This window comes from Streptomyces sp. NBC_01477, from assembly GCF_036227245.1.
Lineage (GTDB): Bacteria > Actinomycetota > Actinomycetes > Streptomycetales > Streptomycetaceae > Actinacidiphila.
In genome coordinates, this window is record NZ_CP109445.1 from 415,095 (window position 1) to 435,543 (window position 20,449).

At 73.0% G+C, this 20,449-nt stretch carries 19 protein-coding genes; 8 read left to right on the top strand and 11 right to left on the bottom strand.

The annotated features are described in order from the left end of the window. Window positions 1-58: 58 nt before the first annotated feature. Entirely contained in the window at window positions 59-1,423 is a 1,365-nt protein-coding gene (locus tag OHA86_RS01685; RefSeq protein ID WP_329171785.1) for an NAD(P)/FAD-dependent oxidoreductase, read from the bottom strand. Between the two features lie 272 nt (window positions 1,424-1,695). On the opposite strand from OHA86_RS01685, the gene OHA86_RS01690 reads away from it, so the two are divergent. After that, window positions 1,696-2,217, top strand: coding sequence for a hypothetical protein (locus OHA86_RS01690; protein WP_329171787.1), 522 nt, complete (start codon window positions 1,696-1,698; stop codon window positions 2,215-2,217). Here the strand turns inward: OHA86_RS01690 and OHA86_RS01695 are convergent. Continuing rightward, the gene (locus tag OHA86_RS01695) at window positions 2,189-3,451 is read right to left on the bottom strand and encodes an MFS transporter (RefSeq protein WP_329171788.1); all 1,263 of its coding nucleotides are present in this window, start codon (window positions 3,449-3,451) and stop codon (window positions 2,189-2,191) included. The two genes, OHA86_RS01690 and OHA86_RS01695, sit on opposite strands and share 29 nt — an antisense overlap. A 154-nt stretch (window positions 3,452-3,605) precedes the next feature. Between OHA86_RS01695 and OHA86_RS01700 the strand changes: the two genes are divergently transcribed. From OHA86_RS01700 to OHA86_RS01730, 7 genes are all read left to right on the top strand, one after another. Next, window positions 3,606-4,070, top strand: coding sequence for a MarR family winged helix-turn-helix transcriptional regulator (locus OHA86_RS01700; RefSeq protein WP_329171790.1), 465 nt, complete (start codon window positions 3,606-3,608; stop codon window positions 4,068-4,070). A 265-nt stretch (window positions 4,071-4,335) separates the two neighbouring features. Next, on the top strand, window positions 4,336-4,971 hold the full coding sequence (locus OHA86_RS01705) for an NAD(P)-dependent oxidoreductase (RefSeq protein WP_329171791.1): 636 nt from the start codon (window positions 4,336-4,338) through the stop codon (window positions 4,969-4,971). An 85-nt stretch (window positions 4,972-5,056) separates the two neighbouring features. After that, the gene (locus OHA86_RS01710) at window positions 5,057-5,734 is read left to right on the top strand and encodes an NAD-dependent epimerase/dehydratase family protein (RefSeq protein ID WP_329171792.1); all 678 of its coding nucleotides are present in this window, start codon (window positions 5,057-5,059) and stop codon (window positions 5,732-5,734) included. 73 nt (window positions 5,735-5,807) lie between these two features. After that, window positions 5,808-6,551 (top strand): HAD family hydrolase, encoded by a 744-nt coding sequence (locus OHA86_RS01715; RefSeq protein ID WP_329171794.1) that lies wholly within the window; start codon window positions 5,808-5,810, stop codon window positions 6,549-6,551. Then, window positions 6,548-8,911 carry a glycoside hydrolase family 65 protein gene (locus OHA86_RS01720; protein ID WP_329171795.1) on the top strand — a complete coding sequence of 788 codons (2,364 nt, stop codon included), beginning with the start codon at window positions 6,548-6,550 and terminating at the stop codon, window positions 8,909-8,911. Before OHA86_RS01715 ends, OHA86_RS01720 begins: the two co-directional genes overlap by 4 nt. A 99-nt stretch (window positions 8,912-9,010) precedes the next feature. Next, a complete protein-coding gene (sthA, locus tag OHA86_RS01725) occupies window positions 9,011-10,414 on the top strand; it encodes a Si-specific NAD(P)(+) transhydrogenase (protein ID WP_329171796.1) in 1,404 nt (467 codons plus the stop codon). Between the two features lie 130 nt (window positions 10,415-10,544). Further along, window positions 10,545-12,632, top strand: a complete 2,088-nt coding sequence (locus OHA86_RS01730; RefSeq protein ID WP_329171798.1) for a cellulose binding domain-containing protein — start codon at window positions 10,545-10,547, stop codon at window positions 12,630-12,632. 69 nt (window positions 12,633-12,701) lie between these two features. On the opposite strand, the gene OHA86_RS01735 is transcribed toward OHA86_RS01730, so the two are convergent. The 9 genes from OHA86_RS01735 to OHA86_RS01775 form a co-directional block, all read right to left on the bottom strand. Next, window positions 12,702-13,736, bottom strand: coding sequence for a PHP domain-containing protein (locus OHA86_RS01735; RefSeq protein ID WP_329171800.1), 1,035 nt, complete (start codon window positions 13,734-13,736; stop codon window positions 12,702-12,704). 51 nt (window positions 13,737-13,787) lie between these two features. Next, a complete protein-coding gene (locus tag OHA86_RS01740; RefSeq protein WP_329171802.1) occupies window positions 13,788-14,618 on the bottom strand; it encodes a GH25 family lysozyme in 831 nt (276 codons plus the stop codon). Window positions 14,619-14,629: 11 nt separating this feature from the next. Beyond that, window positions 14,630-15,268, bottom strand: coding sequence for a DUF4232 domain-containing protein (locus OHA86_RS01745; RefSeq protein WP_329171803.1), 639 nt, complete (start codon window positions 15,266-15,268; stop codon window positions 14,630-14,632). Window positions 15,269-15,484: 216 nt separating this feature from the next. Continuing rightward, window positions 15,485-16,138, bottom strand: coding sequence for a DedA family protein (locus OHA86_RS01750; RefSeq protein WP_329171804.1), 654 nt, complete (start codon window positions 16,136-16,138; stop codon window positions 15,485-15,487). Window positions 16,139-16,270: 132 nt separating this feature from the next. Then, a complete protein-coding gene (locus OHA86_RS01755; protein WP_329182163.1) occupies window positions 16,271-17,395 on the bottom strand; it encodes a P1 family peptidase in 1,125 nt (374 codons plus the stop codon). 134 nt (window positions 17,396-17,529) lie between these two features. Further along, window positions 17,530-18,447, bottom strand: coding sequence for a polyphosphate kinase 2 (gene ppk2, locus OHA86_RS01760; protein ID WP_333767040.1), 918 nt, complete (start codon window positions 18,445-18,447; stop codon window positions 17,530-17,532). A gap of 25 nt (window positions 18,448-18,472) precedes the next feature. Beyond that, on the bottom strand, window positions 18,473-18,703 hold the full coding sequence (locus OHA86_RS01765) for a hypothetical protein (protein WP_329171806.1): 231 nt from the start codon (window positions 18,701-18,703) through the stop codon (window positions 18,473-18,475). A gap of 63 nt (window positions 18,704-18,766) precedes the next feature. Next, window positions 18,767-19,915 carry an inorganic phosphate transporter gene (locus OHA86_RS01770; RefSeq protein ID WP_329171808.1) on the bottom strand — a complete coding sequence of 383 codons (1,149 nt, stop codon included), beginning with the start codon at window positions 19,913-19,915 and terminating at the stop codon, window positions 18,767-18,769. A 171-nt stretch (window positions 19,916-20,086) separates the two neighbouring features. Beyond that, window positions 20,087-20,407: a DMT family transporter gene (locus OHA86_RS01775; RefSeq protein ID WP_329171810.1), complete on the bottom strand. Its 321-nt coding sequence runs from the start codon at window positions 20,405-20,407 to the stop codon at window positions 20,087-20,089. Between the last annotated feature and the right edge of the window lie 42 nt (window positions 20,408-20,449).

Genomic DNA, 20,449 nt, shown 5'->3' on the forward strand with positions numbered 1-20,449 from the left:
GCGGAGGGGCTCCGGGCCTGCGGCTCGCGCCGGCTCGGGCCCGCGCCGCCGCGCCGGCTCAGGCGCGCGGCATCGCGTCGGCGACCTGGTCGCGCAGCTCCTCGGGCGACAGATACGCGTTGGTGAATTCGAAGTCCCGCAGGGTCGCGGCCTTGCGGGACTGGAAGCCGGTGCGGACGAAGTCGTTGCCGGCCACCGCGTTGAGCATCCAGTTGGTCAGCACCCGGGTCTTGGCCACGTTGGTGCGCAGCGCCGACCAGTGGTAGCCGCGGGCGACGGCCTGGGCGGGCAGGCCGCGCAGTTCGATGCCCATCGGCTTGGAGACCGCGTCCCTGCCGCCGAGGTCGACGACCAGGCCGAGGTCCTTGTGCTTGTACGGCTGCAGGGGCTGGTTGCGGATCGCGGCGATGACGTTCTCGGCGGCCTTGCGGCCCTGCCGCATCGCGTGCTGCGCGGTGGGCGGGCAGACCGCGTCCTCCTCGTCCTTGGTGAGGTCGGGCACGGCCGCCGCGTCGCCGAGCGCGTAGACCCCGTCGACGCCGGGCACCGTCATGTCCGCGGCGACGGCGAGCCGGCCGCGTACGGTCTCCGCGCCGAGCGTGGCGATCAGCGGGCTGGCCACGACGCCCGCGGTCCAGATCAGGGTGCGGCAGGGCACCACCCGGCCGTCGGTGAAGGTGACCTCCTCCGGGCCCGCCTTGGCGATCGACACCCCGAGCGAGATGTCGATACCGCGGTCGGTGAGGATCTTCTGCGCGCTCAGGCCCAGTTTCTCGCCGAGCTCCGGCATCAGCCGGGGCGCGATGTCGATGAGGTGCCACTTGATCAGCTTCGGGTCGAGCCGCGGATAGCGGTGCAGCGCGGCGGTGGTCAGCCGCTGGAGGCAGGCCGCCGTCTCGGTGCCGGCGTAGCCGCCGCCGACGACCACGAACTGCAGCCGCGACTCCCGCTCGGCGGCGTTGTGCGAGGCGTCGGCGAGGTCGAGCTGCGCGATCACGTGGTCGCGGATGTAGGCGGCCTCGGCGAGGGTCTTCATCCCGCGGGCGTTGTCGACCAGGCCGGGGATGTCGAAGGTGCGGGTGATGCTGCCGGGGGCGAGCACGATGTGGTCGTACGACTCGTTGACGACCTCGTCCGTTATCGTGCGGACCACGCAGACCTTGGCCTTGGTGTCCACCCCGACCGCCCCGCCGGGCACGATCCGGGTGCGGTACTTCTTGCTGCGGCGCAGCGAGACCGCGATCGACTGCGGGGTCAGCACGCCGGAGGCGACCTGCGGCAGCAGCGGGAGATAGAGCTGGTAGGAGAACGGGGTCACCAGGCAGATGTCGGCCTCGTCCGGGGCGAGGCTGCGCTCGAGTCTGCGCACACATCCCACCCCGGCGAAACCCGCGCCCACCACGAGGATTTTCGGTCGTGCCACGATGTCCGTCCCTTCTGGGGCTGCCTGCGGTCGGCGGGACGTCTGCCCGCCGACCGCGGCTTCGCACCTCCTGTCCTACCTCGCGTGCACCCGCCCCGCCAGCGGGGTGGTACGACCGGAGGCCGGGCCGGGCGGCACCGGGCGGGGCGGACCACTGCCGAGCGGGGTCCGTTCGCGCCGCTCCTCGCTAGCATGCTGATGCTCCTGCACAGTTCGCCCCTCGCGTTCCGGGGCCGCGAACGGCCCCGGTACCCCCATATCCGGAGGTAGACATGCGCAGCAGGCACCATCGCTTACGTTCTCTCGGCACCGTCGCGGCCCTGGCCGTGCTGGGCGGTACGGTCGGCCTGTCCTCGGCCGGCGCCGCCGCGGTCTCGCCGCTCCCGGTCGGGCCGGGCCAGACCTTCGTCGGGCAGGTCAACGGTGTGACGATCGGCGCGGTCGTCAAGGTCGGCTGCTCCGGCGTGGTGACGCCCGCCTCGGTCGGGCACCCGCTGGCGGGCCAGCACGTCTCCGTGCAGCTGGTGTCGGGCACCACCCCCGCCTCGGCGACCGTCGGCTACACGGGCTCCTCGGCCAACGGCGACGTGGTCAACTTCGGCAACGCGTACTCGACGGCGCCGGTCACCGAGATCAAGGCCTACGGTCTGGCCGTCGAGATCCCGCAGACCATCAACCTGCCCTGCAACGGTCCCGGCACGGTCGCCTTCGTCCCGGCGCCGACCAGTCACACCGCCCAGACCGCGCTGGTGGATGTGACCTTCGTCAGCGTGGGTGTGAACCCGGGCGGCTGAGTCCGGCGCCGGCGGCGTCCGCCGCGGAGCCGCTGTCCCCGGCCGCCGGCAGCCCTGCGGAACGGGCGACGAGGCGGCCGGGGCGGCGGGCGCCACCGCTTTCCAGCGACATCGACAGCACCGCGAGGAGCAGCGCGACACCGGCCAGGGCCACGCCGACCCAGTTCACCGCGGTGTAGCCGTGGCCGGCGGAGATGACCAGGCCGCCGATCCAGGCCGCGAGCGCGTTGCCGAGGTTGAAGGCGCCGATGTTGACGGCCGAGGCGAGCGTAGGGGCGCCCGCGGCCTGGTCGAGCACCCGCTTCTGCAGCGGCGGGGTGGTGGCGAAGCCGAGCGCGCCGATCGCGAAGACGGTGACCGCGGCGGCGGCCTTGTTGTGCGCGGTGACCGTGAAGAGGGCGAGCGCGACGGCCAGGCCGCCCAGCGCGGTCATCAGCACCGGCATCAGGCGGCGGTCGGCGAGCCTGCCGCCGACCAGGTTGCCCAGCACCATGCCGAGCCCGAGCAGCACCAGCAGCCAGGTCACCGACCCGTCGGCGTAGCCGGTGACGTCGGTCATCATCGGCGCCAGGTAGGTGATGGCGGCGAAGACGCCGCCGAAGCCGAAGACGGTCATGCCCATCGCGAGCAGCACCTGCACATTGCGGAAGACGGCGAGTTCATGGCGCAGGCTGACCCCTTCGGGCCGCGGCAGGTCGGGGACCAGCCGGGCGACGCCGAGCAGCCCGAGCACGCCGAGGCCGGCAACGATGACGAAGGTGATCCGCCAGCCCGCGCTCTGCCCGACGAAGGTGCCCAGCGGCACGCCGACGACATTGGCGACGGTCAGCCCGGTGAACATCGTCGCGATGGCGCCGGCCCGCTTGGCCGGGGCGACCACTTCCGCGGCGACGACCGAGCCGATGCCGAAGAAGGCGCCGTGCGCGAGCGAGGTGATCACCCGGCCGATCAGCATGACGGCGAAGACCGGGGCGGCGGCCGAGACCAGGTTGCCGACCACGAACAGGCCCATCAGCAGCATCAGCATCCGCTTGCGGGTCACCTTGGTGCCCAGCGCGCTCATCAGCGGCGCGCCGGCCACCACGCCGAGCGCGTAGCCGGTGACCAGCAGGCCCGCGGTCGGGACGCTGACGCCGAAGTCGCCGGCGACCTGGGGCAGCAGTCCGATGATGACGAATTCGGTGGTGCCGATCCCGAAGGCCCCGATGGCGAGGGCCAGGAGCGCGAGAGGCATGAGGGACACCCTTCCCGGATGAGTGCAGGAGCGCTTAACAGGCGCTGACAATAATTGCACACGCGGGTTATTTGCAAACGCGTTAGAGTGGTGCATGCGCCCATCACGGCACCGCGGCCGGGCGCCGACCGCCCGCGGAGGGCCTGGAGGACCGATGACCGCCACGGATCCGGCACTGACCGCCATCGCCGACGGCTGGTGCGCACTGTCCCTGCTGCACGGCCGGATCGAGGCGCACATCGAGCGGGCGCTGCAGGCCGGGCACGGGCTGAGCGTCCGGGAGTTCTCACTGCTCGACGTGCTCAGCAGGCAGCACGACGGCCCCGGCGGGCGGCTGCAGATGAAGCAGGTCGCCGACGCGGTGGTACTCAGCCAGTCCGCCACCACCCGGCTGGTCACTCGCCTGGAGGAACGCGGTCTGCTGGCGCGCTATCTGTGCCCGACCGACCGCCGCGGCATCTACACCGATGTGACCCCGGCCGGCTCCGACCTGCTCGCCGCGGCCCGCCCCACCAACAACACGGCGCTGCGCGAGGCCCTGGACCTGGCCGCCCGCGACCCGCAGCTGGCTCCGCTGGTCACCGCGGTCGAGCAGATCCGCCGCCCGGTCGCGGCCTGACACCGACGCGGGGCACGCAGGCGGCGGGACGCCGGCCAGGGGCGGGGCGAGGGCGGTACGGCACCCCGGCGGCGGACGCCCGAGGTGAGGACGGTACGGCAGCGGGGGCACCCGGGCGCGGCGGGGACGCCGGCGTCCGGTCACCGGCGGTCCTGAGCGGTGGCCGGTACGCTCGGCCGGGGTCGTACCCGCGGCCCTGGCGCCACCGCGCCGAGCCGGGGCCGGGTGGCCGCCGCCGCGCGCCCGGCAGCACCAGGAGGACACCGTGCGGATCGTCGTCTTCGGCAGCACCGGCGCCACCGGACGCCAGGTCGTCGCGCAGGCGCTGGACGCCGGCCATGAGGTGACCGCCTTCCTGCGCGACCCGGCCAAGGCGCCGCCCGCCAGGGACGGCCTGACCATCGCGGTCGGGCAGGTGACGTCTGACCAGGCCGCGGTGACCGCGGCCGTCACCGGCGCGGACGCCGTCGTGAGCGCGCTGGGCGTGGAGCGCAGCCTGCGGGGCCTGCGCTCGCCCGGGGTGATGGCCGCCGCCGCGCCGCGGATCGTGCGCGCGATGCAGGACGCGGAGGTCGGCCGGCTGGTGTGGCTCTCGGGCCTGGGCGTCGGCGACACCATGGCCGAGGTGCCGCCGCTGCCGCGGCTGAGCTACCGCGTGCTGCGCCGGGTCTACGCCGACAAGGCGGCCGGTGAGCAGGTGCTGCGCCGCAGCCCGCTGGACTGGACGCTGGTATACCCGGTGATGCTCACCAACCGCGCCCGCACCGGCCGCTACCGGCACGGCGAGCACCTGGAGCTGCGCGGAGTGCCGACGGTCCCGCGGGCCGATGTCGCCGATTTCATGCTCGGCCGGCTGACCGCGGGCGACTATCTGCGCAAGATCGCGGTGATCGCCGGCTGAGCGGTACGCGGCGGGCGCTACTATCGTCCGGCCCGCGAGTGCGTCCGCACCCGCAAGGACAGCAGGAAGGCGGCGGCGAACCGCGATGAAGGTGGTGGTCTTCGGTGCCTCGGGCATGGTCGGGCACGGTGTGCTGCGGGCCTGTCTGCTGGACGACGAGGTGACCGAGGTGGTGACGGTCGGCCGCGGCCCGCTGGGCACCGCGCATCCCAAGCTGCGCGAGGTCACCCACGCGGACTTCACCGACCTGTCCGCGATCGCCGGTGAACTGGCCGGCGCCGACGCCTGCTTCTACTGCCTCGGGGTCTCCACCGCGGGGCACAGCGCCGAGGTCTACCAGCGGGTCAGCTTTGACTTCCCGCTGACCGCCGCGCGCCTGCTGGCCGCCGGCAACCCCGAACTGACCTTCACCTACGTCTCGGGCGCGGGCACCGACAGCACCGAGCAGGGCCGGGTGGCCTGGGCCAGGATCAAGGGCCGCACCGAGAACGCGCTGCTGGCGATGGACATGCGCGCGTACATGTTCCGGCCCGGCTGGATCCGGCCGATGCACGGCGCGGTCTCCCGCACCAGGACCTACCGGATCATCTACGCGCTGACCTCCTGGCTGTACCCGCTGGTGCACCGGCTCGCGCCGGACCAGGTCACCACCACCGAGCTGCTGGGCCGGTCGATGCTCGGCGTCGTACGCCTCAAGGGCGCCGGGCCGCACATCCTGTCGCCGCGGGACATCAACCGGCTGGGCGCCGGGCCTGCGGCCTGACCCGTTCGGCGAGTCGGGCGGACTTCGCGGCGGCGGGACATACCCGGGCGGGTCAGCGGGCACAAGCTGCGTCATGACCGAGATCGGCCTGCCCGCCACTGTCCGCGCCTGCCTCTTCGACCTCGACGGGGTCCTCACTCCGACGGCTCTGGTGCACGCCGCCGCGTGGAAGGAGACCTTCGACTCCTTCCTGCGCCGGCTCCAGGGCCCGGAATTCGAGCCCTTCGACGCGACCGCCGACTACGACGAGTACGTGGACGGCCGGCCGCGCGCCGACGGGGTGCGCACCTTCCTGGCCTCGCGCGGCATCGAACTGCCCGAGGGCGACGAGGACGACCCGCCCGACCACGACACGGTCCACGGCCTGGGCAACCGCAAGAACGTCATCGTGCTCGACAAGATCCGCGAGGACGGCGTCGAGGCCTACCCGGGCTCGGTGCGCTACCTCAAGGCGGTACGGGCCGCGGGGCTGCGCACCGCGGTCGTGTCGTCCAGCGCGAACTGCCGTGACGTACTGGTGTCGGCCGGCATCGAGGACCTGATCGACGTACGGATCGACGGGGTGGTCGCCAGGGAGCGCGGGCTGCGCGGCAAGCCGAAGCCCGACACGTATCTGGAGGCGGCGGGCGACCTCGGGCTCGGCCCGGACGAGGCGGCCGTCTTCGAGGACGCGCTGGTCGGCATGGACGCCGGGCGCGCCGGGCGGTTCGGCTACGTGGTGGGCGTGGACCGCACCGGGCAGGCCGACGAGCTGCGGCGGCACGGCGCCGACACAGTGGTCACCGACCTGGACCAGCTGCTGGGGGCGAAGGCGTGATCACCGACCCGGCGTTCGAGGTGTCACCGTGGTCGCTGCGCGAGTGCGAGCTGAACCTGGACCTGCTGCCGCAGAGCGAGTCGGTGTTCGCCCTGTCCAACGGGCACATCGGCTGGCGCGGCAATCTCGACGAGGGCGAGCCCAACGGCCTGCCGGGCACCTATCTCAACGGGCTGCACGAGCTGCACCCGCTGCCGTACGCGGAAGCCGGCTACGGCTACCCGGAGTCCGGGCAGACCGTCATCAACGTCACCAACGGCAAGCTGATCAGGCTGCTGGTGGACGACGAGCCGTTCGACCTGCGCTACGGCACGGTCCGGTCGCACGAGCGGGAGCTGGACCTGCGGGCCGGGGTGCTGCGCCGCACGTGCGAGTGGGTGTCGCCGGCCGGGCGGGCGGTCCGGGTGCGCTCCACCCGGATGGTGTCCTTCCAGCAGCGCGCGGTGGCCGCCATCGCCTACGAGGTCGAGCCGCTGGACGGCGAGGTGCGGGTGGTGGTGCAGTCGGAGCTGGCCGCCAACGAGGAGGTGCCGCACTCCCCCGGCGACCCGCGGGTGTCGGCCGTGCTGCAGTCGCCGCTGCAGCCCGAGGAGCACTCCGCGGGCGGGACCAGGCTGCAGCTGGTGCACTCCACCACCCGCAGCCGGCTGCGGCTCGCGGTGGCCGCCGACCACCGCATCGACGGCCCCGACGGCACCACCCAGGTCTCGGCGGACTCCGGCGACGACGTGAGCCGGCTGACCATCACCTCGGTGGTGAAGGCCGGCCAGCGGCTGCGGCTGGAGAAATTCGTCGCCTACGGGTGGTCGGCGACGCGGTCGCTGCCCGCGCTGCGCGACCAGGCGGACGCGGCGCTGGTGGGCGCCCGGGACACCGGCTGGCAGGGCCTGCTGGACCAGCAGCGGGCGTATCTGGACGACTTCTGGGAGCGGGCCGACGTCGAGGTGGACGGCGACACCGAGATCCAGCAGGCGGTGCGCTTCGCGCTCTTCCATGTGCTCCAGGTCGGGGCGCGGGCGGAGGAGCGGGCCATTCCCGCCAAGGGCCTGACCGGGTCGGGCTACGACGGCCACACCTTCTGGGACGCCGAGACGTTCGTGCTGCCGCTGCTGGCCTTCACCTCGCCGCGGGCCGCCGCCGAGGTGCTGCGCTGGCGGTACAACATGCTGCCGGTCGCGAAGGACCGGGCCGGCCAGCTGGGCCTGGCCGGGGCCGCCTTCCCGTGGCGGACCATCAACGGCGAGGAGGCGTCCGGCTACTGGCCGGCCGGCACCGCCGCCTTCCACATCAACGCCGACATCGCCGACGCGGTCGTCCGCTACGTGGCCATCACCGGCGACACGGCCTTCGAACGCGACACCGGCCTGGAACTGCTGGTGGAGACGGCCCGGCTGTGGCGTTCGCTGGGCCACCACGACAACTCCGGCGCCTACCACATCGACGGCGTCACCGGACCCGACGAGTACAGCGCGATCAGCGACGACAACGCGTACACCAACCTGATGGCGCAGGCGAACCTGACCGCGGCGGCCGACGCGGCCGAACGGCACCCGCGGCACGCGGCGACGCTCGGCGTCAGCGCCGAGGAGACGGCCGCCTGGCGTGACGCGGCGGCGGCGATGACGCTGCCCTACAACGACGAACTCGGGGTGCACGAGCAGTCGGCCGGCTACACCCAGCACCAGACCTGGGACTTCGCGAACACCGCCGCCGACCGCTATCCGCTGATGCTGCACTACCCGTACTTCGACCTCTACCGCAAACAGGTCGTCAAGCAGGCGGACCTGGTGCTGGCGATGTACCTGCGCGGCGACGCCTTCACCGACGAGCAGAAGGCCCGCAACTTCGCCTACTACGAGCCGCTGACGGTCCGCGACTCCTCGCTGTCGGCCTACTGCCAGGCGGTGATCGCCGCCGAGGTCGGGCATCTGCAACTGGCCTACGACTACCTCGGCGAGTCCGCGATGATCGACCTGGAGGACCTGGAGAACAACGCGCGCGACGGACTGCACATCGCCGCGCTGGCCGGCACCTGGACCGCGCTGGTGGCCGGGCTCGGCGGGATGCGGCTCTTCGACGGCGACTCGATCCGCTTCGCGCCGCGGCTGCCCGACGCGCTCAGCCGGATCGCCTTCCGGCTGCTCTTCCGCGGCCGGCGGCTGCGGGTGGAGTTCGGCAGGACCACCGCGACGTACACACTGGCCGACGGCGAGCCGCTGGAGATCCTGCACTACGAGAAGCCGTTCACCCTCACCGCGGACAAGCCGGTGGTCCGCGACCTGCCCGCGGTCACCCACCGCCCGCCGCCGTCCCAGCCGCCGGGCCGCCGCCCGCTGCGCCGCCCCCAGCACCTGAACTAGGGCCTGCGGTCGGAGGATTCGAAGGACGGACCCCCGGGCGACCGTCCTTCGGGAGGAGAAGCGGTGACGCGGGGCGCGGCGGGCTGACAGACTGGGCGGGTGCGCGACTTCGACATCCTGGTGATCGGTTCCGGCCCCGGCGGGCAGAAGGCGGCCATCGCGGCGGCCAAACTCGGGCGGCGGGCGGCGCTGGTGGACCGCGCCGACCGCCTCGGCGGGGTGTCGCTGCACACCGGCACCATCCCGTCCAAGACGCTGCGCGAGGCGGTGCTCTACCTCACCGGGCTCAACCAGCGTGATCTGTACGGGCAGAGCTACCGGCTCAAGGAGGACATCACCGTCGCCGACCTGACGGCCAGGACCCAGCACGTGGTCGGCCGCGAGGTGGACGTGGTCCGCAACCAGCTGTCCCGCAACCGGATCACGGTGCTCGACGGCACCGGGCGCTTCCTCGACGAGCACACCGTGGCGGTCAGGGACGCCGGCGGCCAGGACCGGGTGCTGACCGCCGACCACATCGTGATCGCCAGCGGCACCCGGCCGGCCCGCCCGGCGACCGTCGAGTTCGACGACCGCACGGTGATGGACTCCGACAGCGTGCTGAACATGGAGCGGGTGCCGCGCTCGATGGTGATCGTCGGGGCCGGGGTGATCGGCATGGAGTACGCGTCGATGTTCGCCGCCCTGGGCAGCCGGATCACCGTGGTCGAACAGCGCGACTCCATGCTCGACTTCTGCGACGCGGAGATCGTCGAGGCGCTGAAGTACCACCTGCGGGACCTGGCGGTGACCTTCCGCTTCGGCGAGACGGTGGCGGCGGTCGAGCGGCACGAGCGCGGCACGCTGACCGTACTGGCCAGCGGCAAGAAGATCGCGGCCGACGCGGTGATGTACTCGGCGGGCCGGCAGGGCCTCACCGACGGGCTCGGCCTGGAGCAGGCGGGCCTGACGGCCGACAAGCGCGGCCGGATATCGGTGGACGGCGCCTACCGTACGGCCGTGCCGCACATCTACGCGGTCGGTGACGTCATAGGTTTCCCCGCGCTGGCCGCGACCTCGATGGAGCAGGGCCGCAACGCCGCCTACCACGCGTTCGGGGAGCCGGTGAACGGGCTGCAGGACCTGCAGCCGATCGGCATCTACACCATTCCGGAGATCAGCTTCATCGGGCGGACCGAGGACCAGCTCACCGAGGCCTCGGTGCCGTTCGAGGCGGGCGTGTCCCGCTACCGGGAGCTGGCCCGCGGCCAGATCATCGGCGACGCGCACGGCATGCTCAAGCTGCTGGTCTCCCCCGTGGACCGCAAACTGCTCGGGGTGCACTGCTTCGGCACCGGGGCGACCGAGCTGATCCACATCGGGCACGCGGTGATGGGCTGCGGGGGCACCGTGGACTATCTGGTGGACGCGGTCTTCAACTACCCGACGCTGGCGGAGTCCTACAAGGTCGCGGCGCTCGACGTGACGAACCGGATCCGGCAGATCGACCGGCTCGGCGCCTGACCCGCAGGAGCGGCGGCCGGGCCGGTTACGTACCGGGGCATTGACAAGAAGCACCGCCGCGCCAAATATGGGAGCGCTCCCACGCGTTCGCACGCCCCCCACGTCCCGCCTCGCGAAGGTGAGAACTTCCGTGCGCCCAGGCATTTCGCTCAGCTCGGCCCCCCTGCGCAGACGGCTCGCCGCCTGCGCCTCCGTCGTGGCGCTCGGCGCCGCGCTGCTGGCCGGCGGCGGGACCGCCCTGGCCGACCCCGGCGACCCGGCCGCCCCCGCGGTGGACGTCACGGTGAACGCCGCCGAGGGGCAGGGCACCATCCCCGGCACCGCCTACGGCCTCAACAGCGCGGTGTGGGACTCGCAGATGAACGTCCCCGAGGTCCAGAACCTGCTGTCGGCGGCGAACATCGGCATGCTGCGCTACCCCGGCGGCTCCTACGGCGACATCTACCACTGGCAGGACAACACCGCGCCGGGCGGCTATGTCGCGCCCGGCACCGACTTCGACTCCTTCATGGGCACCGCCAAGAAGGTCGGCGCCCAGCCGATCCTGATCGCCAACTACGGCTCGGGCACCACGAAGGAGGCCGCCGACTGGGTGCGCTACGCCAACGTCACCCAGCACTACGGCGCGAAATACTGGGAGATCGGCAACGAGCTGTACGGCAACGGCCATTACGGCTCCGGCTGGGAGCAGGACGACCACGCCGACACCTCCCCGACGGCGTACGCGCACAATGTGATCAACTACGCGACCGCCATGAAGGCGGTGGACCCCTCGGTGAAGATCGGCGCGGTCCTGACGCTGCCCGGCAACTGGCCGGACGGGGTGATGGCCGCGGGCGAGACCGCCGACTGGAACCACACGGTCATCCCGCTGATCGCGGGCAAGGCCGACTTCGTCATCGTGCACTGGTACCCGGGCGGCTCGGACGCGGCGGGGATGCTCAACACCCCCTCCCAGCTGGCTGGTGAACTCGCCCAGCTCAACGACCAGTTGACCGCGGGCGGGGCGGGCGGCACGCCGGTCGCGCTGACCGAGCTGAACTCCAACGTCTTCGAGGACACCCAGCCCAACGCCCTCTTCGGCGCCGACGCGTACCTGACCGCGCTGCAGAGCGGTGTCTTCACCGTGGACTGGTGGGACACCCACAACGGCCCCGGCAGCATCAGCACCGCGCCCGACGGCGCCACCGACTACAACGACTACGGCATCCTCTCCAGCGGCACCTGCGTCGGCACGGTGTGCGAGCCGCCGCTGAACACCCCCTTCGCGACCTACCACGCCATCTCGATGCTCAGCCGGCTCGGCACACCCGGCGACCAGCTCGTCGCGGCGGGCAGCGGCAGCCCGCTGGTGGCCGCGCACGCGGCGCACCGGGCCAACGGCGACCTGAGCGTGATGCTGATCAACAAGGACCCGGCGAATTCCCGAACCGTCGCGCTGCACTACGCCGGCTTCACACCCGACGGGTCCGCGGCGACCGTGGCCACCTTCCGCGACCAGGCCTCGGCGATCGACACCACGACCGCGGCGGACACCGGGACATGGACGCTGCCGCCGTACTCGATCACCACCGTGACCGTGCACCCGAAGTCCGGCACCTCCTCGGCCCTGTCCGCGCCCGGCGCGCCGAAGGTCACCGCGGCAGGCGCCACCAGCGCCACCGTCAGCTGGACGCCCTCGGCCGGCGGCAAGGCCGACCGCTACGAGGTCTACCGGCAGCTCGGCACCACCAGCGAGCTGCTGGCCACCAGCACCGGCACCTCGGCGACCGTGCCCAACCTCACCCCGGGCAGCACCTTCACCTGGAACGTCCTCGCCAGGGACGCCAACGGCAGGCTGTCCCGGCCCTCGGACCCGGTCACCGTGCGCACCGGGACCCCGCAGAACGCGCCCTGCACGGTCTCCTACGGCCTGACGGGCGGCTGGGGCAACGGCTTCAACGCCAGTGTGACGGTCACCAACACCGGGCCGACGCCGATCACCGGCTGGACGCTGGCCTTCAGCTTCCCCAGCAGCGGTGAGTCGGTCAGCGGCTTCTGGAACGCCAACCTCACCACCGAGGGCACCCATGTGGTGGCGACACCGGTGGACTGGAACGGCACACTGGCCGCCAACGGCGGCAATTCGGCGACCTTCGGCTTCACCGGTGCCAACAACGGCGCCTATCAGGATCCGACGGTCTTCACCCTCAACGGGGCGGTCTGCACGACCCTGTGACAGCGCCGTCCCGACGACCGCCTGCCGCGTCCGGTGCCTGTCAGAGGCCGCCGGACGCGGCAGGTCCACTCAGGTCCCCGGGTCCGCCGGTACCTGCCGGGTCCTGGTCCAGCCGAGCAGGTCGTCGGCGGTCCAGGTGGTGATGATCCGCCCGGCCGGGATGCCGGCCTCCTCCGCGCGGGCGCAGCCGTAGGCCTGCCAGTCGAGCTGGCCCGGCGCGTGGGCGTCGCTGTCGATCGCGAAGAGGGCGCCGGCGTCCCTGGCGAGCGCCAGCAGGCGGCGCGGCGGGTCGAGGCGCTGCGGGCTGCTGTTGATCTCCACGGCGGTGCCGCCCGCCGCGCACGCGGCGAAGACCTCCGCCGCGTCGAAGCCGGACTCGGGGCGCTCGCGGGAGCCGATGAGCCGCCCGGTGCAGTGGCCGAGCACATCGACCAGCGGATTGCCGACCGCGGCCAGCAGCCGCCGGGTGTAGGCGGGGGCGGGCATCCGCAGCTCGGAGTGGACCGAGCCGACGACCACGTCGAGCCGGTCGAGCAGGTCGTCCTCCTGGTCCAGCGAGCCGTCCGGCAGGATGTCGCACTCGATGCCGGTGAGCAGCCGGAAGGGCGCGAGCCGGGTGTTGAGGTCGGCGACGGCGTCGAGCTGGCGGCGCAGCCGGTCGGCCGTCAGGCCGTGGGCGATCCGCAGCCGCGGCGAGTGGTCGGTGAGCACCGCCCAGTTGTGTCCCGCGGCCCGGGCGGCGAGCGCCATGGCCTCGATCGGGCTGCCGCCGTCGGACCAGTCGGAGTGCAGATGGCAGTCGCCGCGCAGGGCCGCGCGCAGCGCGGCGCCGCCCTGGGCGAGCGGGCCGCCGCTGCCGGCTTCGAGGTCGGCCAGATAGCCGGGGGCGCGGCCGGCGCTGACATCGGCGAGGACGGTGCCCGTGGTGGCGCCGATGCCCTTGAGGTCGGTGTAGCGGCCGGCCGCCGCCCGCCGTTCCCGCTCGGCGGGCGGCAGCGCGGACAGGACGGCGGCGGCGTTGCGGAACGCCCTGATGCGGTGGACGGGCGCGTCGGCGCGTTCCAGCAGGAACGCGATCCGCTCCAGTGCCTCGATCGGCTCCATGGACTCCCGGTTCCCGGTCGGGCGTGCCGCGTAACGGCCCCGCCGCCCGGGTCACACGTTCGGGACGTGCAGCGCGTCCCAGGTCTCCTTGCCGGGCGGCCATTTCAGCGCCGAGCCGGTCCAGCCCTTGTGGTGGTCGGTGTTGTACTTGCGCTGCCAGGCCTCGTAGGAGGCCACGTCGCCCGAGCCGACGACGTCCTTGTCGGCGGTGCCGGCGTAGTGGTTGCAGCCGACGGCGACCAGCCGGTCGTGCATCGCGGCCACGATCGGCGAGCGGCGCCCGTGGGTGAACCAGCCGGCGCCGGGGAAGGGCTCGTAGCGCGGCGCCGCGCCCTTGCCCGCCCAGGTCATCAGGGCGGGCCGGCCGCTGAAATTCCCCACGTTGAGGTCCTGGCCGTCCTGGACGCTGTACTGGTGGAAGAGCCAGGGGTGCTCGATCCCGGGGTGGCCCTTGGGGGCGGACGGGTCGGCGATCCACAGGCCGTCGGCGCAGAAGGACGTGGTGTCGCGGTGCAGCCAGAAGTCCTTGTTGCAGTAGAGGATCACCCGGTGATCGGGCGCCTTGGCCTGCACGTGCCGCAGCCAGCCGTCCTTGTCGGCGCCCGAGACCCCGGTGTCCTCCCAGTCGAACGCCAGGATGTCCCCGGCCTTCACACCGGCCTGCGCGAGGAAGTAGTCGGCCTGGGCGGACATCGAGCCGGGCCTGGCGAAGTGGTAGTGGCCGACGACCAGGCCGTGCGCCCGGCCGGTGGCGATCTGCGCCGCGTGCTTGGGGTTGACGTAGCTGGAGCCCTCGGTGGCCTTGACGATCACGAAGTCCAGGCCGGTGGTGCTGTAGTCGCTGCTCTGGTAGGAGGCGACGTCGATTCCGTTGACCGTCACGGGCGGTCCTCTCAGTGCACGGGGCCGACGTCGAAGGTGCCGCCGCAGACGACGGGGTTCGACGTGGCGAGGGTCATGGAGTCGGTGGATCCCGGCGGGTAGACCATGATCAGGGTGGGCGCGCGCCAGCAGCCGCCGCTCTTCACTCCTTCGTTGAGCGTGTGCAGATCGGCCTCGACGGTCTGTCCCGGCGCGAGGCGTACGGTGGCCGCGCCGGCGCCCCGGCGGACGGCCGGCCTGCCGATGACGGTGCCGTCGCCGCGCAGCAGCGACACGCCGGGGAAGCCGTCGAGGGTGCAGGCGCGCGAGGTGGTGTTGGTGAAGTCGATCGGGTAGTAGATGTTGCCCGCTCCCGGGTCGCCGCGGCCCAGCGTCATCCTGAGCCCGGTGACGGTGCAGCGGGCGGTGGCGGCCCGCGGCGGCGGTGCCTTGGGGGTCGCGGCGGGCGGCGCCGTGCTGCCGGGCGCGCCGGACCCGGTGGGCTCGGTGGGCGCGCCGCCGGCGGTGTCCCCTGCCGCGCCGGCCGGGGCGCCGGGTGTCGCCGTCGCGGACGAGGTCAGCGGTGCGCCGGTGGTGCCGGTGGCGCTCGCGGGCGAGCCGGACGCGGCACCGTGGCCGCAGCCGGCCGCGGCCACGGACAGCAGTGCCACGGACGCCGCGGCGAGTGCGGTCCGGCGGCGCCGTGTCCGCCGCGGCCCGCCGGGGGGCACGGGGTGGGGTGACGAGATGGGCATACTGCTCGATTTGCTCTCATCCGGCCCACTTCGAACCTGTGGACACCGGATTGTTGCTGTCTCGGCACATTGTCACCGCAAAGAACCCCGGAAAGCGCACACGTATACGCCCCGGGAACAGGTGCGCGGTTCCTAGTCGCGGTCGCCGGGCCCGTCGTGGCCGTCGTGGCCGTCGTCGTCCTCGCGCTCGCTGCGGTGCCGGCGGATCTGCCAGACCACCAGGGCGGCCACCACGACCACCGCCACCGTGACGGCCACCGCCGTGCCCGCCGTCTTCTCGACCTTCTGGTAGGCGCCGCCCGCGAAATACCCCAGCAGGGTGAAGCCGACGCCCCAGACCAGCCCGCCGAGCGCGTTGAAGAGCAGGAACGTCGGGTAGGGCATCCGCGAGATACCGGCGAGCGCGGGCATCAGGGCGCGGAAGAAGGCGATGAAGCGGCCGAGGAAGACCGCGACGGGACCGCGCCTGCGGATGAAGTCCCTGGCCTGGTCGATCCGCTGGTGGTGCCCGCGCAGCGCCTTGGTCTCCAGGATGCGCGGGCCGAACCGCCGGCCGACCTCGTACCCGACCGAGTCCCCGGCGACCGCGGCCAGCACGACCGCGGCGGCCAGCCAGTAGACCGACACCCGGCCCTGCCCGGCGACCACCCCGCCGAGCACCACGGCCGTCTCGCCGGGCAGCACGAAGCCGAAGAAGAGGGCGTCCTCGCAGAAGACCAGGGCGGCCACGGCCGCGTAGACCGCGGGACCCGAGGAGCGTGCGAGCCAGTCGGTGATGGAGTGCATGGGCCGAGCCTTCCCGCTGCGCCGCGCCCTGCACGGCAAAGCGTCGGGTGACGCGCCCGAAGTCCGTGAAATGGGCGCCGGGCGGGGGCGGTCAGCCGGCCCGCGGCGGGGTCCGCCGCCGCCGGGCGGTGCTCATGCAGGGTAGAGGTCCCGGTAGCAGGGGAAGACCCCGCCGGGTCCTTCGACGCTCTCGGCGGCCAGTACGGCGTGCCGCACCGCGCGGGTGAGGGCGTCGGCGCCCGCGGCCAGCACCTCGTTCAGCGCCCCCGCCTCGATGTGCACGCCGAAGGCCGGGTCGGCGGCGCCTCCGCCGGGCGGCACCAGCGGGCGGCGTCCGGTGGCCATCGCGAAGACGGTGTCGCCGTCGGACAGCAGGTGCACCGGGCGGACCGCGCGCGCCAGCCCGTCATGCGCGGTGCCGGCGAGCTTGTGCGCCTGGGCGCGGGTCAGCACGGCGTCGGTGGCGACCACGGCCAGCGTCGTGTTGAGCGGCCGCGCCTGCCGGTCAGCGGTCGCCGCGGCGGCCTCCGCGAGCCGCCGGCGCGCCCGTGCCAGCACGTCGGGCGGTACGGGGCCGCCTGCGGCGGCCGGCCCGGCCGCCGGCCGGGGTCCCCCGGAGGTGCCGGGACCCGCCCACAGGGCGCCGGTGTCGGGGTCGACGACCGAGCCGGCGGCATTGACCACCGCGAGCGCGGCCACGGTGGTGCCCGACGGCAGGACCAGGCTCGCGGTGCCGACCCCGCCCTTGAGGCCGCCGGCCACCGCGCCCGTACCGGCACCGGCGTTGCCCTGCGGGACCGGCGCGCCCTCCTGCGACGCCGCCGCGGCCTCGACCGCCGCGCGGCCCAGTGCCGGACCCGGGCGGGCGCCCCAGTCGCCGCCGCGGCCGAGGTCGAAGAGCGCGGCGGCGGGCACCACGGGCACCACCTGGCCGGGGCCGCCGACCCGGAAGCCGCGGCCCTGCTCCTCCAGCCAGGCCACCACTCCCGAGGCCGCGTCCAGGCCGAAGGCGCTGCCGCCGGTCAGCACGACCGCCTCGACGGACGGGACGAGGTTGCGCGGGTCGAGCGCGTCGGTCTCCCGGGTGCCGGGGCCGCCGCCGCGTACGTCGACCGCGGTCACCGCACCGCCCTCGGGGGCCAGCACGACGGTGACCCCGGTCAGCCAGCCGTCCCCGGCCCGCCCCGCGTGTCCGACCCGCAGTCCCGCCACATCGGTCAGCGCGTCGGCCGCGCCCCGCCGTATCGCCTCGCCCATCGGGCCGCCCGCCTTCGTCCTGCCGCCGCTGTCGCTGTCCCGCCCCGGGACCTGGCCACACTGTGTCATCCGGCGCGCCGCCCGGCATCGCGGCAGGCCTTCGCCGGGCGCCCCGGTCCGCGCCCGGCGCCGTGTCAGGGCTGGAGCGTGGACTGCGCCACCGCGTCCTCGCCGGCCTCCAGGAGGTTGGCGGCGGCGCCGACGATCAGCGGGTCGGGGGTGCCGACCACCTCGTCGTCGCGGTCGGTGTAGTCGAAGCGGGCCAGCACGCTGCGCATCGCCTCGACCCGGGCGCGCTTCTTGTCGTTGCTCTTGACCACCGTCCAGGGCGCGTATTCGGTGTCGGTTTCGTGGAACATCGCGACCTTCGCCGCGGTGTAGTCCTCCCACCGGTCGAGCGAGGCGAGGTCCATCGGGCTGAGCTTCCACTGCCGCACCGGATCGACCTGCCGGATGGTGAAGCGGGTGCGCTGCTCGTCGCGCGAGACCGAGAACCAGAACTTCACCAGGGCGATGCCGTCGTCGACCAGCATCCGCTCGAAGGCGGGCGCCTGCCGCATGAAGCGGTGGTATTCGTCGTCGGTGCAAAAGCCCATGACGCGCTCGACGCCGGCCCGGTTGTACCAGGACCGGTCGAAGAGCACGATCTCGCCCGCGGTGGGCAGATGGGCGGCGTAGCGCTGGAAATACCACTGCCCGCTCTCCCGCTCGCTGGGTTTCTCCAGCGCCACGACCCGGGCGCCGCGCGGGTTGAGGTGCTCGATGAAGCGTTTGATGGTGCCGCCCTTGCCCGCGGCGTCGCGGCCCTCGAAGAGGATGACGAGGCGCTGCCCGGTCTCCTTGACCCAGCTCTGCAGCTTGAGCAGCTCTATCTGCTGGAGCCGCTTGTGCACCTCGTACTCGGGGCGCTCCATCCGGGCGTCGTAGGGGTAGTTCTCCCGCCAGGTGTCCACGACGCTGCCGTCGGGGCGGACCAGGACCGGGTCGTCCTGGTCGGTGTAGTCCACCCGCATCCCCGCGAGGAGGCCCTCGCCGGAGTCGGTGCTCGCCATGGTCCTGCCTTTCGCCGCCCGGCCGTCAGTGGAACTGCGGAACGATCAGATACAGCCCGTAGAGCACGGCGGCCGCGCAGACCGCGAAGCACGCGCCGGCCGCGGTGGCCTGCGCCGTACCGTCCAGTCCCGCGGTACGGGCCGCGTCACGGCCGGCCAGCGCCCGTACGCCCAGGGCGAAGAGCAGCACGACCGCGACAGTGGCGCCGAAGCTCACCACCGCGACCTCGCCGAGGGATCCCCACTTCACGTCCATACGCTGCTGCTCCCAGTCCGTTGCGGTGCCTTGATGGCTTGTGCCCACTCGATCGCGGTGTGATCACCCGGCCGCCCCAGCGGGCGCCGCCGGGCGGACGGAGGTGGTCCCGGCGTTGTTCACATTGTCGGCGTGCACCGGGTCGCGGCGCGACAGCACGACGATGACGCCGGCGACGGCCGCCGCGGCCAGCGCGATCAGCACGATGCCGGCGGTGCCGCCGTGCACGACGACCCCGGCGGCGAGCGCGCCGACCGCGGCGGCGGCCGGCAGCGTCACCAGCCAGGCCAGTGCCATCCGGCCCGCGGTGCTCCAGCGGACCTCGGCCAGCCGGCGGCCGACCCCGGCGCCCAGGATGCCGCCGGAGCAGACCTGCGTGGTGGACAGCGCGAAGCCGAGGTTGGCCGAGCTGAGGATGACCGCGGTCGCCGCGGACTCGGCGGCGAAGCCCTGCGGGGACTCGATGTCGACCAGGCCCTTGCCCATGGTGCGGATGATCCGCCAGCCGCCCAGGTAGGTGCCCATCGCGATGGCCAGCCCCGCGCTGAGGACCACCCACACCGGCGGCCCCGCGTCGTGGCCCAGCGCGCCGCAGGAGATCAGCGCGAGGGTGATGACACCCATGGTCTTCTGGGCGTCGTTGGTGCCGTGCGCGAGCGAGACCAGCGAGGCGGAGGCGATCTGCCCGGCCCTGAATCCCCTGGAGACGCCGTCCTTCGGCGCGCGGGCGGTGATCCGGTACGCCAGATACGTGGCCGCGAGCGCGGCGAGTCCCGCCACCACCGGGGAGGCGACCGCGGGGATGAGGATCTTCTCGACGACCTTGTCGAAGTGCACGGCGTGCCGCCCGGCACCCACCCACACCGCGCCGATCAGACCGCCGAACAGCGCGTGCGAGGAGCTGGACGGCAGGCCGAGCAGCCAGGTCATCAGATTCCACAGGATGGCCCCGACCAGCCCGGCGAAGATCATGCCGGGCGTGACCAGGGCGTCGTCGACGATGCCGCCGGAGATCGTCCTTGCCACCTCGGTGGACAGGAAGGCGCCGGCCAGGTTCAGTACGCCGCTGATGGCCACGGCGACCTTGGGGCGCAGGGCGCCGGTCGCGATGGACGTCGCCATCGCGTTGGCGGTGTCATGGAACCCGTTCGTGAAGTCGAAGGCCAGGGCCGTGACGATGACCATTGCCACAAGGAAGGTGATGTGGTCCATCGCCCCAGGCAATCAGCGGCAGACGTACGGGCGGCGAAGGGCGTGTGAAGCTGCGGTACGCGCAGGAGACGTCTGTGGCACGGGTCACACCGATGCCGCTTCCCGGTCATATCCGGCAGCCGGGGCCGGGGCCAGCACCGGCACCGGCACCGGCACCGGCACGGCACGTGATCAGTGGCCCGATGTGGCCTTGAGGCCCACCACCGCGACGAGCAGCAGGGCGACGAAGAAGATCCGGGCCGCCGTGGCGGGCTCGCCGAGCAGCAGCATGCCGACGACGGCGGCGCCGGCCGCGCCGATGCCGACCCAGACGCCGTACGCCGTACCGACCGGAAGGGTCCGGGTGGCCTGGGACAGCAGCAGCATGCTGGCGGCGATACCGGCGCCGGTGAACACGCTCGGCCACAGCCGGGTGAAGCCGTCGGTGTACTTCATGCCGATCGACCAGACGACTTCGAGCAGGCCGGCGACAACGATCAGGACCCATGCCATGAGGGCACCTCCGTGGGATGTGGACTTACGGGGGTGCGCCGT

Bases quoted from the DNA above. Each gene is read 5' to 3' on its own strand.
- OHA86_RS01710 (WP_329171792.1), top strand. From the start codon at position 5,057: ATGAAGGTGGTGGTCTTCGGTGCCTCGGGCATGGTCGGGCACGGTGTG.
- OHA86_RS01765 (WP_329171806.1), bottom strand. From the start codon at position 18,703: ATGGACGTGAAGTGGGGATCCCTCGGCGAGGTCGCGGTGGTGAGCTTC.
- OHA86_RS01735 (WP_329171800.1), bottom strand. From the start codon at position 13,736: ATGGAGCCGATCGAGGCACTGGAGCGGATCGCGTTCCTGCTGGAACGC.
- OHA86_RS01750 (WP_329171804.1), bottom strand. From the start codon at position 16,138: ATGCACTCCATCACCGACTGGCTCGCACGCTCCTCGGGTCCCGCGGTC.
- OHA86_RS01700 (WP_329171790.1), top strand. From the start codon at position 3,606: ATGACCGCCACGGATCCGGCACTGACCGCCATCGCCGACGGCTGGTGC.
- ppk2 (WP_333767040.1), bottom strand. From the start codon at position 18,447: ATGGCGAGCACCGACTCCGGCGAGGGCCTCCTCGCGGGGATGCGGGTG.
- OHA86_RS01690 (WP_329171787.1), top strand. From the start codon at position 1,696: ATGCGCAGCAGGCACCATCGCTTACGTTCTCTCGGCACCGTCGCGGCC.
- OHA86_RS01770 (WP_329171808.1), bottom strand. From the start codon at position 19,915: ATGGACCACATCACCTTCCTTGTGGCAATGGTCATCGTCACGGCCCTG.
- OHA86_RS01755 (WP_329182163.1), bottom strand. From the start codon at position 17,395: ATGGGCGAGGCGATACGGCGGGGCGCGGCCGACGCGCTGACCGATGTG.
- OHA86_RS01775 (WP_329171810.1), bottom strand. From the start codon at position 20,407: ATGGCATGGGTCCTGATCGTTGTCGCCGGCCTGCTCGAAGTCGTCTGG.
- OHA86_RS01715 (WP_329171794.1), top strand. From the start codon at position 5,808: ATGACCGAGATCGGCCTGCCCGCCACTGTCCGCGCCTGCCTCTTCGAC.
- OHA86_RS01695 (WP_329171788.1), bottom strand. From the start codon at position 3,451: ATGCCTCTCGCGCTCCTGGCCCTCGCCATCGGGGCCTTCGGGATCGGC.